Source organism: Kitasatospora sp. NPDC094028 (genome assembly GCF_049543595.1).
Taxonomy (GTDB): domain Bacteria; phylum Actinomycetota; class Actinomycetes; order Streptomycetales; family Streptomycetaceae; genus Kitasatospora.
The window spans coordinates 147240-162996 of the sequence record NZ_JBMVFA010000002.1 but is presented as its reverse complement, the minus strand read 5'-3'; the positions used below and the strand labels follow the sequence as shown (position 1 = coordinate 162996).

The 15757-nt window shown below is 74.3% G+C and carries 12 protein-coding genes; 7 read left to right on the top strand and 5 right to left on the bottom strand.

The genetic code is table 11. The features are described 5' to 3' along the window. Window positions 1–325 precede the first annotated feature (325 nt). Window positions 326–1486, bottom strand: a complete 1161-nt coding sequence (locus ACPC54_RS03755) for a pyridoxal phosphate-dependent aminotransferase (protein ID WP_498960830.1) — start codon at window positions 1484–1486, stop codon at window positions 326–328. Window positions 1487–1896: 410 nt separating this feature from the next. Between ACPC54_RS03755 and ACPC54_RS03750 the strand changes: the two genes are divergently transcribed. From ACPC54_RS03750 to ACPC54_RS03740, 3 genes are read left to right on the top strand one after another with little or no spacing between them, the layout of a single operon-like run. Next, entirely contained in the window at window positions 1897–2598 is a 702-nt protein-coding gene (locus ACPC54_RS03750) for a hypothetical protein (protein ID WP_498960828.1), read from the top strand. A 4-nt stretch (window positions 2599–2602) separates the two neighbouring features. Next, window positions 2603–3631, top strand: coding sequence for a 3-oxoacyl-ACP synthase III family protein (locus ACPC54_RS03745; RefSeq protein WP_498960826.1), 1029 nt, complete (start codon window positions 2603–2605; stop codon window positions 3629–3631). An 11-nt stretch (window positions 3632–3642) separates the two neighbouring features. Then, window positions 3643–5487 (top strand): thiamine pyrophosphate-binding protein, encoded by a 1845-nt coding sequence (locus ACPC54_RS03740; protein ID WP_498960824.1) that lies wholly within the window; start codon window positions 3643–3645, stop codon window positions 5485–5487. Between the two features lie 85 nt (window positions 5488–5572). Here the strand turns inward: ACPC54_RS03740 and ACPC54_RS03735 are convergent, their stop codons facing one another. Then, a complete protein-coding gene (locus ACPC54_RS03735) occupies window positions 5573–6595 on the bottom strand; it encodes an AraC family transcriptional regulator (protein ID WP_498960822.1) in 1023 nt (340 codons plus the stop codon). A 202-nt stretch (window positions 6596–6797) separates the two neighbouring features. Next, window positions 6798–7361, bottom strand: a complete 564-nt coding sequence (locus ACPC54_RS03730; protein WP_498960820.1) for a type III secretion system chaperone family protein — start codon at window positions 7359–7361, stop codon at window positions 6798–6800. A 432-nt stretch (window positions 7362–7793) separates the two neighbouring features. On the opposite strand from ACPC54_RS03730, the gene ACPC54_RS03725 reads away from it, so the two are divergent. Beyond that, the gene (locus ACPC54_RS03725; protein ID WP_498960818.1) at window positions 7794–8063 is read left to right on the top strand and encodes a helix-turn-helix domain-containing protein; all 270 of its coding nucleotides are present in this window, start codon (window positions 7794–7796) and stop codon (window positions 8061–8063) included. Window positions 8064–8144: 81 nt separating this feature from the next. Here ACPC54_RS03725 and clpB read toward each other — a convergent pair whose 3' ends face one another. Further along, the gene (gene clpB, locus ACPC54_RS03720; protein WP_498960816.1) at window positions 8145–10751 is read right to left on the bottom strand and encodes an ATP-dependent chaperone ClpB; all 2607 of its coding nucleotides are present in this window, start codon (window positions 10749–10751) and stop codon (window positions 8145–8147) included. A 72-nt stretch (window positions 10752–10823) separates the two neighbouring features. Further along, the gene (locus ACPC54_RS03715) at window positions 10824–11756 is read right to left on the bottom strand and encodes a LysR family transcriptional regulator (RefSeq protein WP_498960814.1); all 933 of its coding nucleotides are present in this window, start codon (window positions 11754–11756) and stop codon (window positions 10824–10826) included. A 70-nt stretch (window positions 11757–11826) separates the two neighbouring features. Here ACPC54_RS03715 and ACPC54_RS03710 point away from each other — a divergent pair, with 70 nt between their 5' ends. The 3 genes from ACPC54_RS03710 to ACPC54_RS03700 all read left to right on the top strand — a co-directional run bounded on the left by ACPC54_RS03710 (window position 11827) and on the right by ACPC54_RS03700 (window position 15701). Then, the gene (locus ACPC54_RS03710; protein WP_498960812.1) at window positions 11827–12954 is read left to right on the top strand and encodes a TDT family transporter; all 1128 of its coding nucleotides are present in this window, start codon (window positions 11827–11829) and stop codon (window positions 12952–12954) included. Window positions 12955–13641: 687 nt separating this feature from the next. After that, complete coding sequence (locus ACPC54_RS03705; protein WP_498960810.1) at window positions 13642–14679, top strand: LuxR C-terminal-related transcriptional regulator; 1038 nt, start codon at window positions 13642–13644, stop codon at window positions 14677–14679. A 20-nt stretch (window positions 14680–14699) separates the two neighbouring features. Continuing rightward, a complete protein-coding gene (locus ACPC54_RS03700) occupies window positions 14700–15701 on the top strand; it encodes a LuxR C-terminal-related transcriptional regulator (RefSeq protein ID WP_498960808.1) in 1002 nt (333 codons plus the stop codon). Window positions 15702–15757: the final 56 nt, after the last annotated feature.

Below are 15757 nucleotides of genomic sequence, written 5' to 3'. Positions count from 1 at the left end.
CGTCGGTGATTTACCCAACTTTGTCAAGCATTCACCGTTTCGAGCACATCCGCTTCCCCGCTCTGATCGACCCGATGTGCGACTTTGCACAGCGCGCGCCCCTGTGACCGGCTCGTGCGCCGTGCGCGCGGGGTGTGCGCCGTCCGTGCGCTTCAAACGCCGCCGCCCTCCACGCGCCGGGCGTGAAGGGCGGGCGGATCTGCCGGAGTGATCGGCGCAGGTGCCTCCTCGGCATCGAATCGGCGGACTCACCAAGGGAGTTGAATGAGAATCAGAACGCGTGTCGGGCCGCGCTCGCTCCCGTTCGAGGGGGCGCGAGGCTCCGTCAGACGCGCTGCAGCCGCGCTACGGCCTCCTGAAGCACCTCGTCCTTTTTGCAGAACGTGAAGCGAACGAGTGTGCGACCGGCGTCCTGGTCGTCGTAGAAGACGGCGTTCGGGATGGCGACCACGCCGCAGCGTTCGGGCAGCGAGCGGCAGAACTCGATGCCGTCCTTCTCGCCGAGCGGGGTGATGTCGGTGGTGATGAAGTAGGTGCCCTCGGGGGTGAAGGTGCGGAAGCCGGCCGCGGTGAGGCCGGCCCCGAGCAGGTCGCGCTTGCGGAGCAGGTCGGCGCGCAGGGCGTGGAAGTACGCGTCGGGCAGCCGCAGGGCCTCGGCCACGGCGTACTGGAACGGGCCGGCGCTGACGTAGGTGAGGTACTGCTTGGCGGTGCGGACGGCCGCGACCAGCGGCGGCGCGGCCGTCACCCAACCGACCTTCCAGCCGGTGAAGGAGAAGGTCTTGCCGGCCGAGGAGATGGTGACGGTGCGTTCGCGCATGCCGGGCAGGGCGGCGAGCGGGTGGTGGACGGCGCCGAAGACGAGGTGCTCGTAGACCTCGTCGGTGACCACCAGGAGGTCGTGCTCGACGGCGAGCCGGGCGATGGCGGCCAGCTCCTCGGCGGTCAGCACGGTGCCGGTCGGGTTGTGCGGGGTGTTGATCAGCAGCAGCCGGGTGCGCGGGGTGATCAGGGCGCGCAGTCCGTCCAGGTCGGGGCGGAAGTCCGGGGCCCGCAGGGTGAGCGGGACACGGACGGCGCCGGCCATCGCGATGCAGGCGGCGTACGAGTCGTAGAACGGTTCGAGGGCGATCACCTCGTCGCCGGGTTCGAGCAGGGCGAGCAGGGCCGCGGCGATGGCCTCGGTGGCGCCCGCGGTGACCAGCACCTCGGTGTCCGGGTCGTAGGCCAGGCCGTGGAAGCGCTGCTGGTGCTCGGCGATCGCGGTGCGCAGCTCGGGGATGCCGGGGCCGGGCGGGTACTGGTTGCCGCGGCCCTCGCGCAGCGCCCGGACGGCCGCCTCGCGGACCTCCTCGGGCCCGTCGGTGTCCGGGAAGCCCTGGCCGAGGTTGATCGAGCCGGTGGCGGTGGCCAGGGCCGACATCTCGGCGAAGATCGTCGTTCCCATGCCCGCCAGTCGGCGGTTCAGCAGCGGCCTCGTACCCATCTCGGCTCCTCACGACTCGTCGTCGGCTTCGTGCCCGGGCGGCCTCGTTCTCGGCGCGGCCCCGGGGCGGCTTCATCCTCGGGGCGACGAGCGTACGGCGACAAGTGGCCCCGCCCCGGTGCTGCCGCGCGGGCCGAGCCGGCCACCCGGGGGTTCGCCGCCCCGCCGCCCCGCCGCCCCGCCGCCCCGCCGCTGCGCCGATGCGCCGCCGCGCCGGCACCGGGTGGACGGGACACGGCGGTTCCGCCGATCCGGACGATTGCTAAGCGATCCCGTCCGGATCCTCATCGACCCGTCCCGGGCGTTCGAGAAGGATCTGACGGGCCGTTGCTTAGAACCGGACGGGGAGCTCCGCCGGCGGCGGAGGCCTTCCCGGCCCACGACGAGGGATTTCTCAAGGAGGTCCACGCATGACCGGGAGCATCAACCCGCGCCGGGCGGACGACTCGGGCGACCTGAAGAACTACCTGCTGGACAGCACGGATCTGGAGAAGATACCGGGCCTGGTCCGCAGCGAGTCGGTCAGCCAGGAGGACTGCTACAACCTCATGGTGGAGGGCACCAAGGAGACCTACTCGCACGAGGAGGTCTTCGGGCAGTTCTGCTCGCTCGGCGAGTACATCGACGTGCCGTACGACGTCGTGTTCGAGTACGCCGCCAACGTCCACTCGATGGAGGAGTGGACGTTCAGCGTCCGCGACCTGAAGCACGTCGGAGGCGGGCTCTACCGGGGCACCGAGGCCATCCAGCCGAACACCGAGATCTTCATCCGCGCCGACGTCCTGAAGGGCCCCGAGCACGGCATCGTGTTCTACCCGTGCGCCTGGGACCAGGGCAAGGAGCTCTGGATGCGCTACTACTTCACCTTCATCGACGCCTCCAAGACGCTCCGCAAGCCCGGCACCGTCGTGCTGTGGACCAACTGCAAGCACCCGTACTACGACCGGAACGTCACCGACGTCCCGGACTACATCGCCGAGGGCCGGGCGCGCACCGACCGCTACTGGGTCGGCGACATCTGGCCCAACTTCGACGCCATCCACCGCATCGAGACGGCCAACCTGAAGCGCATCCTGGAGCACCGCTTCGGCAGCGCCTCGGCGAACGGCTGACGCGATGGCCCTGGAACCGAACGGCCGCACCGGCCCGCAGGCGCAGCTGATCGACGTGGTGAGCTTCCTCCCCGAGCGCGTGGTCTCCAACGCGGCCGCGGAGGGCTCCGGCGACGACCTCGGCGACCACGCGTTCTTCCGCGGCGTCGCCGAGCGCAGGTTCGCCTCGCCGGACCACACCTCCGCCGAACTGGGCGCGGCGGCCTGCGCCAAACTGCTCGACCGCACCGGCCTGGCCGCCGACGAGGTCGACCTCATCATCTACAACTGCATCTTCAACGACACCTTCTGGCCGGGCATCGGCTCGGCGGTGCAGGAGGCGATCGGGGCGTCCCGCGCCACCATCATGCAGCTGGACACCAGTTGCTGCTCCTGGCTGTCCGGGCTGCGCACGGCGAAGGCGTTCATCGAGTCCGGCATCCACCGCAACGTCATCGTGCTGACGGTGACCAACTTCGTCTCCCGCCTGCCGGAGTTCCAACGCTCCAACCGTTCGCGGGTGTTGGGCGACGGCGCGACCGCGACCCTGGTGGCGCCCGGCCGGCCGAGCATCCTGTCCGCGTACGAGCGCTCGCACGGCGAGAACTACGGCCTGCTGCGCTTCGAGCCGGAGCTGGTCGACGGCGCCTTCCGCAACTACTGGGAGCGCGGCTGCGGGCCGATCACGGTCAACTTCACCAAGGAGCGCCTGGAGGCCATCCGGGAGAACTCCATGAACCTGGTGCCCGAGGCGGTGGCCGCCAGCCTCGCCGAGGCCGGGCTGACCTCCGACGACGTCTCGCTGCTGATCACGCACCAGCCGAACGAGGACTTCCTCGCCGAGTGGCGCAAGCGGTGCGGCATCGAGGAGGCGCGGACGCACGACACGCTGGCGAAGTACGGCAACCTCTTCGCCGGCTCGATCCCGGTGACCGTCGCCGACGCGCTGGACCACGGCCTGGTCCGGGACGGCGACGTCCTGGCGTTCGGCACCTTCGCCAACGGCGGCGACCTGGTGAGCGCGATGACCGTCCGCTGGCACGCGGGCCGATGACGGGAGGACGAGTGGACCGGGGGACAACGATGGGGACGGCGGCACCGGCCGCGACCGGAACGGCCACCCTGACGGTCGCCGACGCGCTGGTCACCGCGCTGCGCGACTGGGGCGTGGGGTACGTCTTCGGCGTCAGCGGCGCGAACATCGAGCACCTGCACGACGCGATCCACCGGCTGGGCCGCGGGCGGCTGTCCTCGGTGCTGGCCCGCCGCGAGGACGGCGCCGGCTTCATGGCGGACGGGCACGCCCGGGTGCACCGCACGCTCGGCGTGTGCTGCTCGACCTCGGGCGGCGCGCTGGTCAACCTGGCGGTCGGCCTGGCCGAGTCCTACGCGGAGTCCGTCCCGGTGCTCGCCCTGGTCGGGCAGCCGCCGCGGCCGCTGGCGGGAGCGGGCTCCTTCCAGGACGGCTCCGGGATCGGCCGGACGGTCGACGCCGAGCGGCTGCTCTCGACCGTCACCAAGCGGACCGTGACGCTGACCGACCCGGCGCGGCTCTGGGAGGAACTGGCGGAGGCGGCCCGCACCGCGCTGTCCGGGCGGCCCGGCCCGGTGGCGCTGCTGGTGCCCCGGGACGTCTTCGAGCTGACCGTGCCCGAGCGCCCGGCCGACTGGCCGGCCGCGATGGAGGACCTGGTGCCCGCGCCCGAGGTGGACCCGGGCGAGCTGCGCGCCCTGTTCGACGCGCTGCGGGGGGCGCGTCGGCCCGTGGTGCTGCTGGGGCACGGGGTGCGCCGCAGCGCCGACCGCGAGGCGGTGCTGGAGTTCGTCCGCGCGGCGCGGATCCCGGTCGCCACCACGATGTCGGCGCGGGCCGAATTCCCCAACTCCGACCCGCTGTACCTCGGCGTGGCCGGCGTGGTGGGCCACCCCTCGGTGCACGAGGTGCTGCGCGGCTCCGACCTGGTGGTCGCGATCGGGGCGGGCCTCAACATGATGACCCGGGGCCCGCTCGGCGAGCTCCGGGGCGACCGGGTCGCGGTGGTCAACATCGATCCGGGCGAGGCCGTCCGCGCGGTGGCGCCCGGCCTGGTGGTCCGGGCGGACGCGGGCGCGACCGCCCGCGGGCTGCTCGACCTGCTGCGCCGGGAGCCGTTCCGCAGCCCGGAGTTGACCGGGTACCGGCGCACCCGGTTCCGGCCCCGGCTGGCGCCCGGTCTCGACCCGGAGCCGGCCGGCGGTGAGCTGCGGCAGAGCGAGGCGATCACCGCGCTCGCCGAGTGGCTGCCGACCGGCGGGCACGTGGTGCTGGACGCGGGCAACTGCGCGTCCGCGGCGATCCACCTGAGCGACGTGCCGGCCGGGGCCAGCTCCACCATCGCGCTCGGCGCGGGCGGCATGGGCTACAGCCTCGGCGCGGCGGTCGGGGCCCAGGTGGGTTCGGCCGAGGGCGCCCGCACCGTGGTGATCTGCGGGGACGGCGCGTTCCTGATGAACGGCCTGGAGGTGCACACCGCCGTCGACCTGCGGCTGCCGATCCTGTACGTGATCTTCAACAACGCCATGCACGGCATGTGCGTGACCAGGCAGCAGACGTTCTTCGACGCCCGGATCGAGTCCGTGCGCTACGCGCCGGTGGACATCGGCACGGTGGCCCGCGGCCTGGGCGGCCCGGACCGGCTCTGGGTGGCGGACGTGGACAGCCGCGAGCAGCTGGACCTGGCCCTCGCCGACTACGCGGCCAGGGCCGCCGCGGCCCCGGCCGGAACGGGGCTGCCGGGGGTGCTGGAACTGCGCCTCTCCCAGGAGGAGGTGCCGCCGTTCACCCCGTTCCTTCCGCTCGACGAGCCGACCGAGGTGGTGCGGGCGGCGGTGCCGGCGGCGCGTGCGGAGCCGGTGCTCGGCCGGCGCTGAGCCGCACGACGCCGGTGCCCGGCCGACCGGTCAGTCCGGCCGGACCGGGTCAGTTCGGCCGGACCGCTCGGCCCGGCCGGACCGGTCAGTCGAACAGGACCGGGGCGACCGCCCTCGGGCCGCCGCGGGAGCCAGTCCCGCGGCGGCCGGGGTGGGCGTCCCGGTACTCGCCCGGTGTCGTCCCGGTCCACTTGCGGAACGCCAGGTGGAACCCGACCGAACTGCGGTAGCCGACCGCCGCCGGGATGAGGGACAGCGCCAGGTCGGTCTCGCTGAGCAGCCTGGCCGCCTCCCGCATCCGGCGGGCGGTCAGGTGGCGGCCCGGGCTCTCGCCGACCAGCTGGCGGAAGACGGTGGTGAAGCCGGTCCGGGACATCAGGGCCTCGCGGGCCAGCAGGTCGACCGTCCACTGCTCGCTGTACCGGGCGTAGACGGCGGTGAGGGCGCGGCTGATGCCGGGGTGGCGCAGGGCGCGCAGCGAGGGGTAGTCGTCGTTGAGGCGCTCGGCGGCCTCGCCGCGCAGGGCCAGCCGCAGGGCCAGCACCAGGGCGGTCTCGAAGCCGCGCAGCAGCTCGCCCTCCACCGGGTCACCGGGGTGCTCGGCGCTCAGCGCGGCCAGGGTGTGGTGGAGCAGCGGGTGCCGCCGGACGACCTCGCGGTGCAGCACCAGCATCGGCGGCAGCGCCCGGTACAGGGCGGACTCGCCGACCGAGTTGTAGGACAGGCCGGCGCACAGCATCGCGGTCTCGGGGCCGGGGCCGGGCAGCCGCACCGACACCGGAGCCACCCCGGGGGTGCGGTCGGGCAGGACCGCCGTCAGCGGTAAGGCCTCGCGCCAGGGGCGGTCGCCGAGCGTGTGCGGCGCGCCCCAGGGGAAGATCACCAGGTCGCCCGGGCGTAACCGGGCCTGGCGCAGGTGGCGGGCCGTGTCGGGCAGCCGGACCTCGTCGGCCAGCGTCGCCCAGCAGCTCCCCGCGACGACGTAGTGCAGCACCGCGCAGTTCTCGGCCGGGCCCCGGACGGCCCAGGGCGCCCGCGCCCGCAGGTGGCTCTGGAGAACGCCCCTCACCCGGAGTGCGGCGAGGAGTTCGCCGAGCACGTCATCCATGTGTCATCCCCCCTGGTCAGACTACGCTCCCGGGTTATCGCCGCAGCGGCCTTCCGGGGGAGAAGGGTCGACCGGGTACGAACGGGGCGCAGGTGACGGGCGAGGCGGCCGGCCGGCACGGGACCGGGCTCGCCGGGAACGCGAACGGTCCGGCCGCCCGGGTGTCGGGCGGCCGGACCGCGCGGTGCGTGCGGTGGCGGGATCAGGCCTCGTCGGTGCCCTCGGGGGCGCCGCCCTCGCCCTCCTCGCCCTCGATCTCGTCCTGCAGGCCCAGGCGCTCGACCATCCACTGCTCGAAGCCGACCGCGGCCTGGGTCCAGTTGGCGGTGGTGGTGACGAAGTAGTCCAGGTTGACGCCGGTGCCGACGATCATCTGGACCTCGCCGATCAGGCGGACCACGCCGTCCTCGTGGGTGTGGGTGTAGACCTTCGGCCACAGCGTCTCGCGGTTCCACTCGTCGATCAGGTCGAGGATCTCGCCCTTCTTCTCCAGCGGGTACGCGCGGTCGTAGAAGGCGCGGACGGCGAAGAGCTCCTTGTTGTCGCCGCGGAACATGTAGTAGACCCGGAAGCCCTCCCAGGGGGCGGTGAGGTCGCCCTCCTCGTCCACGACGTGCTTGAGCTGCATCTGGTCGAGCAGCTGGGCGACCAGGTTCTGGTCCGGGACGACGATCGGCGGCGGGCCGGCCGGTCGCCCGCCCTGGCCACCGGGCTGGCCGCCCTGGGGCAGGCCGAAGGAGGGGATGGACGACGGGTCGATGCTCATGGGGGTCCTCTTCCTCAGTGCACGTGGTGGCCGGCAATGAGAGGCCGCCCTTTCCACCTCCCATCCTGCCTCATTCGGGGCCCGCCTCACAGGGGCGCCGGGGGGTGCGTCGATCTTCGCGGGGGCGTGGGAACGGGCGCGTTCCGGGCGGATCCGGTCACACCGGGTGGCGGTCGGTCGGGCCCCGGACGGCGGCGTCCGGCCGTGCTCGGCGCGGGTTCGGGAGGCGCCCGCGGGGCGTCCGGGAGGACCTCGGCGGTACGTGAGCCACGTCACGTCGTCGGCTGTACGGGTTCGGGCTGCCGGTCCGGCCGGATGCGGTTAGCGTGCGACGGAACTCGACGCAAGTAACGCCCGTTTCGCTAGCGCGAGTTGATGGACAGTGAGACACAAGGGGGAGATGAGATGGACAGTGCTCTGAGTAATGGGCCGATGCACGAAGGGGCATCACTGGGGGTGATGCTGCGCAGCATCCGGCTGGCCCGGGGGATGACGCAGGAACAGCTGGGCGAGGCCTCGGGGCTGAGCGTGCGCTCGATCCGCGACCTGGAGCGGGGGGTGTCCTGCCCGCGGGTCTCCACCCTGCGGCTGCTCGCCCAGACCTGGAACCTGCCGGAGTCCCAGGGCGCCGAGCTGCACCGGCTGGCGCGCAGCTGGCGCGACCGGGTGCGGCGGCGCGAGCCGGACGGCGTGGCCGGCTGACCAACGGGTACGGGCCGTACCGCCACGCCTCGTGCGCGGCGGCACGGCCCGTACCCGTACCCGTGGCCGTACCGGATCGGGCTACTTCTCCAGCGGCCCGCGGCCGCGGACGGTGAGGCGGTCGCCCTCCTCGTCCCGCTCGACCAGCACGGTGTCGCCGTCGTGCACCCGCCCGGAGAGGATCTCCCGGGCCAGCTGGTCGCCGATCGCGGACTGCACCAGCCGGCGCAGCGGCCGGGCGCCGTACGCCGGGTCGTACCCGGTGAGGGCCAGCCAGTCGCGGGCGGCGTCGGAGACCTCCAGGGTGAGCCGCCGCTCGCGCAGCCGCTCGCCGAGGCGGGCCACCTGCAGGTCGACGATCCGGCTCAACTCGGCGGTGCTCAGCGGGTCGAAGACCACGATGTCGTCCAGCCGGTTGAGGAACTCCGGCTTGAACGCGGCCCGGACGGAGTCCAGCACCAGCGCCTTCTTCCGCTCCTCCGGGATGGCCGGGTCGACCAGGTACTGGCTGCCCAGGTTGGAGGTGAGGATCAGGATCGCGTTGCGGAAGTCCACCGTGCGGCCCTGGCCGTCGGTGAGGCGGCCGTCGTCGAGCACCTGGAGCAGCACGTCGAAGACCTCCGGGTGGGCCTTCTCGACCTCGTCCAGCAGCACCACGCTGTACGGGCGGCGGCGGACGGCCTCGGTGAGCTGGCCGCCCTCCTCGTAGCCGACGTACCCGGGCGGGGCGCCGACCAGGCGGGAGACGGAGTGCTTCTCGCCGTACTCGCTCATGTCGATCCGGACCATCGCCCGCTCGTCGTCGAACAGGAAGTCGGCCAGGGCCTTGGCGAGTTCGGTCTTGCCGACGCCGGTCGGGCCGAGGAAGAGGAAGGAGCCGGTCGGGCGGTCCGGGTCGGCGATGCCGGAGCGGGTGCGGCGCACCGCGTCCGAGACGGACTGCACGGCCTCGGCCTGGCCGATCAGGCGGTGGCCCAGCTCCTCCTCCATGCGCAGGAGCTTGGCGCTCTCGCCCTCCATCAGCCGGCCGGCCGGGATGCCCGTCCAGGAGGCGACCACGTCGGCCACGTCGTCCGGGCCGACCTCCTCCTTGACCATCGAGGCGGAGGAGTCCTGGTCGGCGGCGCGTTCCTGGGCGTCGGTGAGCTCCTTCTCGGCGGCCGGGATCTCGGCGTACATCAGCTTGGACGCCCGCTCGAAGTCCCCGTCGCGCTGGGCCCGTTCGAGCGCGCCGCGCAGGTCGTCGAGCCGGCCCTTCAGTTCGCCGACCCGGTTGAGGCTCTTCTTCTCCTGCTCCCAGCGCGCCGTGAGCGCGCTCAACTGCTCGTTCTTGTCGGCCAGATCGCGGCGCAGCCGGGCCAGCCGGTCGACCGAGGCCGGGTCCGACTCCTTCTCCAGGGCCAGCTCCTCCATCCGCAACCGGTCGACGGAGCGCTGGAGTTCGTCGATCTCGACGGGGGAGGAGTCGATCTCCATCCGCAGCCGGGAGGCCGCCTCGTCGACCAGGTCGATCGCCTTGTCGGGCAGGAAGCGGGAGGTGATGTAGCGGTTGGACAGCGTGGCGGCGGCGACCAGGGCGGCGTCCGCGATCTGCACCTTGTGGTGCGCCTCGTAGCGGCCCTTGAGACCGCGCAGGATGGCGATCGAGTCCTCGACGCTCGGCTCGCCGACCAGCACCTGCTGGAAGCGGCGCTCCAGGGCCGGGTCCTTCTCGATCCGCTCGCGGTACTCGTCCAGGGTGGTGGCGCCGACCATCCGCAGCTCGCCGCGGGCCAGCATCGGCTTGAGCATGTTGCCCGCGTCCATCGCGGAGTCGCCGCCGGCGCCCGCGCCGACCATGGTGTGCAGCTCGTCGATGAAGGTGACGACCTGGCCGTCCGAGTCCTTGATGTCGTTCAGTACGGCCTTCAGCCGCTCCTCGAACTCGCCGCGGTACTTGGCGCCCGCGACCATCGCGCCGAGGTCCAGCGCGACCAGCCGCTTGCCGCGCAGCGACTCCGGCACGTCGCCGGCCACGATGCGCTGGGCCAGGCCCTCGACCACGGCGGTCTTGCCGACGCCGGGCTCGCCGATCAGCACCGGGTTGTTCTTGGTGCGGCGGGACAGCACCTGGACCACCCGGCGGATCTCGTGGTCACGGCCGATGACCGGGTCGAGCTTGCCGTCCCGAGCGGCCTGGGTGAGGTCGGTGCCGTACTTCTCCAGCGCCTTGTAGGTGCCCTCCGGGTCCGGTGAGGTGACCCGGCCGCTGCCGCGCACGTCCTTGAAGGCGGCCAGCAGGGCTTTGGGCGTGGCGCCCTGCTGCACCAGCAGCTCGGCGACCGGCCCGCCCTCGGCGGCCAGGCCGACGGTCAGGTGCTCGGTGGAGACGTACTGGTCGTCCAGGTCGTCCGCGCGCCGGCCGGCCTCGGTGAGCACCGCGAGGGTGTCCCGGGCGAGCTGCGGGGCGGCGACGGTGGAGCCCATCGCGCTCGGCAGGGCGGCCAGCTGGCGGCGCGCCTCGGCGTCGACCCGGGCGGCGTCCGCGCCGACCGCCTCCAGCAGTGGCCTGGTGACGCCCTCGGGCTGCTCCAGCAGGGCGATCAGGATGTGCACCGGCCTGACGTCCGGGTTGCCGTTCGCGCCGGCCTGCCGGATCGCGGCGGACAGGGCGTCCTGCGTCTTGGTGGTGAACTTGCTGGCGTCCACTGCTGGGGGTTCCTCCCTCGTCGTCCTTCACTGCTGCTACGTACAGCATGCACTATGTTGAGTCTATTCCACTCAACTTCTGCTCGGCGGATTCCGGTCGGCCGCCCGCCGGGTCAGCCCCAGCAGCTCCCGGGCCGGGCCGCCCGGCCGCTGCCCGGCCGGCCACACCGCCCGCAGCGGGCGCCGCAGGTCCAGCTCCCCGGCCAGCGGCACCGCGACCAGCCGGCGGGTCACCAGCTCCTCCCGCACCGCCAGCTCGCTCAGGCACACCGGCCCCGCCCCGGTCATCGCCGCCGCCTTCAGCGCGGTCGACGAGGCCAGCTCCAGCTGCGGGCGCACCGCGCCGCCGTACGGCTCCAGCGCCGCCTCCAGCACCTCGCGGGTGCCCGAGCCCGGCTCGCGCAGCACCAGCGGGGTGGCGGCCAGCTCCGCCCCGGTGAGCGGGGAGCGGCGGCGCGCCCACGGGTGGCCGGGCGCCACCACGACGACCAGCCGGTCCGCCGCCACCACCGCGCCGGCCAGGCCCGGCGGGGTGGACGGGCCCTCGACGAAGCCGAGGTCGGCGTCCCCGGCCAGCACGTGCCCGGCGACCTCCGCCGAGTTCGCCGTCCGCAGCGTCACCGCCGTCCCCGGGCTGACCTCCGCCAGTGCCAGCAGCCAGCCGGGCATCAGGTACTCGGCGACGGTCAGGCTGGCCACCACCCGCAGCTTGGCGTCCCGCCGCTCGCGCAGCGCGTCGATCCCGGCGTCCAGCGCCTGCGCGGCCTCCACCACCTGCCGGGCCCACTCGACCACCAGCCGGCCGGCCTCGGTCGGCTTCGAGCCGCGCGGCGAGCGCTCCAGCAGCGGGACGCCGATCTGCCGCTCCATGCCCTTGATCCGGGCACTGGCGGTCGGCTGGCTGACGCCCAGCTCGGCCGCCGCCCGTCCGACGCTGCCCAGCCGGGCCACCGCGAGCAGGAGTTCCAGGGCGCCCAGTTCGGGGACGTGCGGAGAGAGAGCCATAGGTCCAGGCTATGCCCCCATAGAGTCCGCGGCGCTACCGCGGGCGGGCCCGGGCGGCGACCGTGGAGGCATGTCCACCTTGGCCGATGTCCGCCCGCTCGCCCGTACCGCACCCCGCCCCCGGCTCTCCCGGTTCCCCCGGCCGGACCTCTCCCAGCTCGGCCCGAACTGGTACGCGGCGGTGATGGGCACCGCGATCCTGGCCAACGGCGCCGCCGTGCTGCCCGTCCGGCTGCCCGGACTGATCGGCTTCGGCGAGGCGGTGTGGGCGCTCGCCCTGGCCGCCCTGCTGGTGCTCGCCGCGGGCCGGCTGCGCCACCTCACCCGGCACCGCGCCGCCGCCCGCCGCCACCTGCTGGACGAACCCGCCACCGCCGTCTTCTACGGCTGCCCGCCGATGGCGCTGCTCTCGGTCGGCCTCGGCACCCTGCTGCTCGGCTCCCGGGTGATCGGCACCGGCCCGGCCGTCGCCCTCGACGCGGTGCTGTGGAGCCTCGGCACGCTGTACGCGCTGGCCGTCGCCGGCGGCATCCCGTACCTGATGATCACCCGGCACCAGGTGTCCGCCCTGACGGCCAATCCGACCTGGCTGCTGCCGGTGGTCGCCCCGCTGGTCGCCTCCGCCTGCGGCCCGGCGCTCGTCCCGCACCTGCCCGCCGGCCCGCCGCAGCAGGCCATGCTGTACGGCTGCTGGGCGCTGTTCGGGATCGGGCTGCTGGCCACCCTGGTGCTGCTGCCGGTGGTGTTCACCGGGCTGTTCCACAGCAAGCTGCCCGCCCTCGTCCTCACCCCCTCGCTGTTCCTGGTGCTCGGGCCGCTCGGCCAGTCCGTCACCGCCGTCCACCAGCTCGCCGACGCCGCCCGCCCGGTGCTGCCCGAACTGGCCCCCGCCATGCGCTCGCTGGCCGAGCTGTACGGCGTCGCGGTGATCGGCGTCGCGATGCTCTGGCTGGCCGTCGCGCTCACCGCCAACCTGCGCGCCCGCCGGGCCGGGATGCCCTTCGCGATGACCTGGTGGGCATTCACCTTCCCGGTCGGCACCTGCGTCACCGGCGCCTCCGCGCTCGCCCGGCACACCGGCTTCGGCGGCTTCACCGCGCTCGCCGCCGGGCTCTACCTGCTGCTGGCCGTCGCCTGGCTGCTCGCCGCGGGGGGTACCGCCGCCGGGCTGGCCCGCGGCCGGCTGCTCGCCCGCTGAACCCCCGGCCCCCCGGGGCGCCCGGGCCGCCGCTGCAGGAACCCGCAGCTGCGGGAAACCCCGCCGGCGGCCGGCCCGCGGCACCCCGCCGGGCCGCCGGCACCCCCATGCCGACCTCGGCCTTCACCGGAATCCGACCCGCCGCCCGACTCGTCGCACCCACCCCGCCGTGCAGGTAGCTGCAATTGCGCGAACCTGCACTCGGGCGGCACTTGTTCACCGGGCGTCACGCCTGTGAAGGTGGAGGCACGCCAAGTCCTCCGGGCAACCGCAGCCCGATGGTGGCGCTCGCTCTTCGATACTGACCGTCGGCGCATCGTCCCGCGCCGGTGGAACGGGGGGGAAGAGCACCGGCCGGCAGCCATGTGTGGTGATGGCTGCCGGGACCGGACCCGTCGAGGCGTTGCTGCTCCGCCTCGACGGGAGCGCCCACGACACGGCGTGGTGAAGGCGGCCCCCGGGGGCCCCGGTGTGCGACGGCACCCGGGCCCGGGGGCCCGCCGATCGCCCGGTACCGTGATCGCACCCGGCGGGACCGGCCCGGACGCGGCTTCGGCCGCCTCCGCTCGCACCTCCCCGCCGGCGGACGGTTCCGCCCGGCGGGCACCTCGCGCCGGCGGGCATCGCCGGCCGCGCGGCCCGGGGCGGCAACAGGGGGAGAGGCTTGTCCGGCAGGGAGTGTGCGACGTGACGGCGGAACCGGCGGTCGCGCCGAAGCACCGGCCGCAGGCCCCGGGGGGTACCGGGCCGGTACGGCCCGCGGGGACCGTCGGCGACGAACCCGACGAGGCCGCCCAGCGGCTCTACCTCGCGGTCGTCTCGGACGGCGGCCGCCTCGCCTTCGCCGAAGCCGGGGGCATCGACCAGGCCGCGCTCCGGCAACTCCTCGACCTCGGCCTGCTGACCCCCAACCCGCTGGCCCACTGCTACACCGCCGTCAGCCCGCGCGCGGTCAGCGACCGGCTCGGCGCCGAACTGCGCAGCGAGGCCACCCGGTTGCTGGTCCGCGCGGAGAGCCTGCCGGACGCCCTCGACGGCCTCACCCGCGCCTACGACACGCTGTCCCAGCCGCCTGGCCGCAGCGTCGGCGAGGCCGTCTACGTCGAGGGCCACGTCCACATCCGCCAGCGGATCACCCAGCTCGTCACCGACTGCCGCACCGAGGTGCTCACCGCCCAGCCCGGCCGCCGGCCCGCCGAGAGCATGCGGACCGTCCTCGCCCAGGACGTCCGGCTGCTCCAGCGCGGCCGCACGCTGCGCACCGTCTACCAGCCCGCCGCCCTCGCCGACCCGGCCGCCCTCGCCTACGCCGAGGAGGTCGTCCGGCACGGCTCGCAGATCCGGGTGCTCGACGAGCCCTTCCCCCGGCTGATCGTGGTCGACCGCGCCGTCGCCGTCGTCCCGGCCGGCGACGACGACAACACCGCCGCCTTCATCACCGACCCGGCCGCGCTGGCCTTCCTGGTCGGCGCCTTCGAACGGGACTGGGCCCGCGCCGACTCCACCGAAGCCGCCGCCGCGCTCGGCCTCGGCCCGGCCCGTACCGTCCCCGAACGCGTCGGCCGGCTGCTCGCCCGCGGCCTGACCCAGCGGGCCATCGGCGCCCGGCTCGGCCTCAGCGAACGCACCGTCGCCGCCCACATCTCCCGGCTGCGCGACCGCCACGGCGCGCAGACCCTCTTCCAGCTCGGCTGGTTGATGCGCGGCACCCGCGATGACCGGTGAACCGAGGAGGGACGCCCCCGATGACCGATGAGCCCGGCCCCGCCGAGCGCGACCTCTACCTCACCGCGGTGCGCCTCGGCGGACGCCTGCGCCCCGCGGACCTCGCCCCCGAGGACCGCCCGACCCTCGCCGCCCTCGTCGCCCGCGGCCTGGTCACCCCCACCGCCGCCGGCTGGACGGCCGCCAACCCGCGCTCCCTCGGCGACCGGGTCGGCGTCGAGCTCCGCGGCCGCGCCATCCGCCTGCTCCGGCAGGCCGAACACCTCCCCGACCGGCTCGCCCCGCTCGCCCGCGCCTACGACACCGTCCGCAGCCCGGTCGGCAGGCTCGGGACCGGCGGGTGGGGCGGGGGCGGCCCCGACCGCCCCGGTGACGCCGAGCGGCCGGGCGTCCGCCGGCGCGACACCGTGTCCTGCGCCGGCGGCGTCGCCGTCCGCCGGCGCATCGCCGAACTCCTCGCCGACTGCCGGGAGGAGTTCCTCTCCGCCCAGACCGGCCCGCGCCCGCTCGACGGGCTCCAGGACGCCCTCCCCGAGGACCTCGCCCTGCTGCGCCGCGGCTGCGCCGTCCGCGCCCTCTACCAGCCGGTCGCCCTCGCCGACCGCCCGGTGCTGCGGCAGATCGAACTCCGCGTCCGGGGCGGCGCCCAGGCCCGGGTGCTTCCCGAACCGTACGAGCGGCTCCTGGTCTTCGACCGGACGACCGCCGTCATCCCGGCCGGCGAGGAACACACCGGCGCCGTCTTCCTCGACGACCCCGCCACCGTCCGCTACCTGGTCAGCCGGTTCGAACGCGACTGGGCCCGGGCCACCCCTCTCGACCGCCACCTCGGGCCCCCGCACCCCACCACCGCCCGGGTCGGCCGGCTGCTCGCCCACGGCCTCACCCAGCGGGCCATCGGCGCCCGGCTCGGTCTCAGCGAACGCACCGTCGCCGCCCACATCGCCCGGCTCCGCGACCGCCACGGCGCGCAGACCCTCTTCCACCTCGGCTGGCGGATGCGGGGCGTCAGCGATGCCTGATCCGGGCTGACCGACGGGACGGGCCCAAGAACCGCACCGCGGCGGACCACACCGCC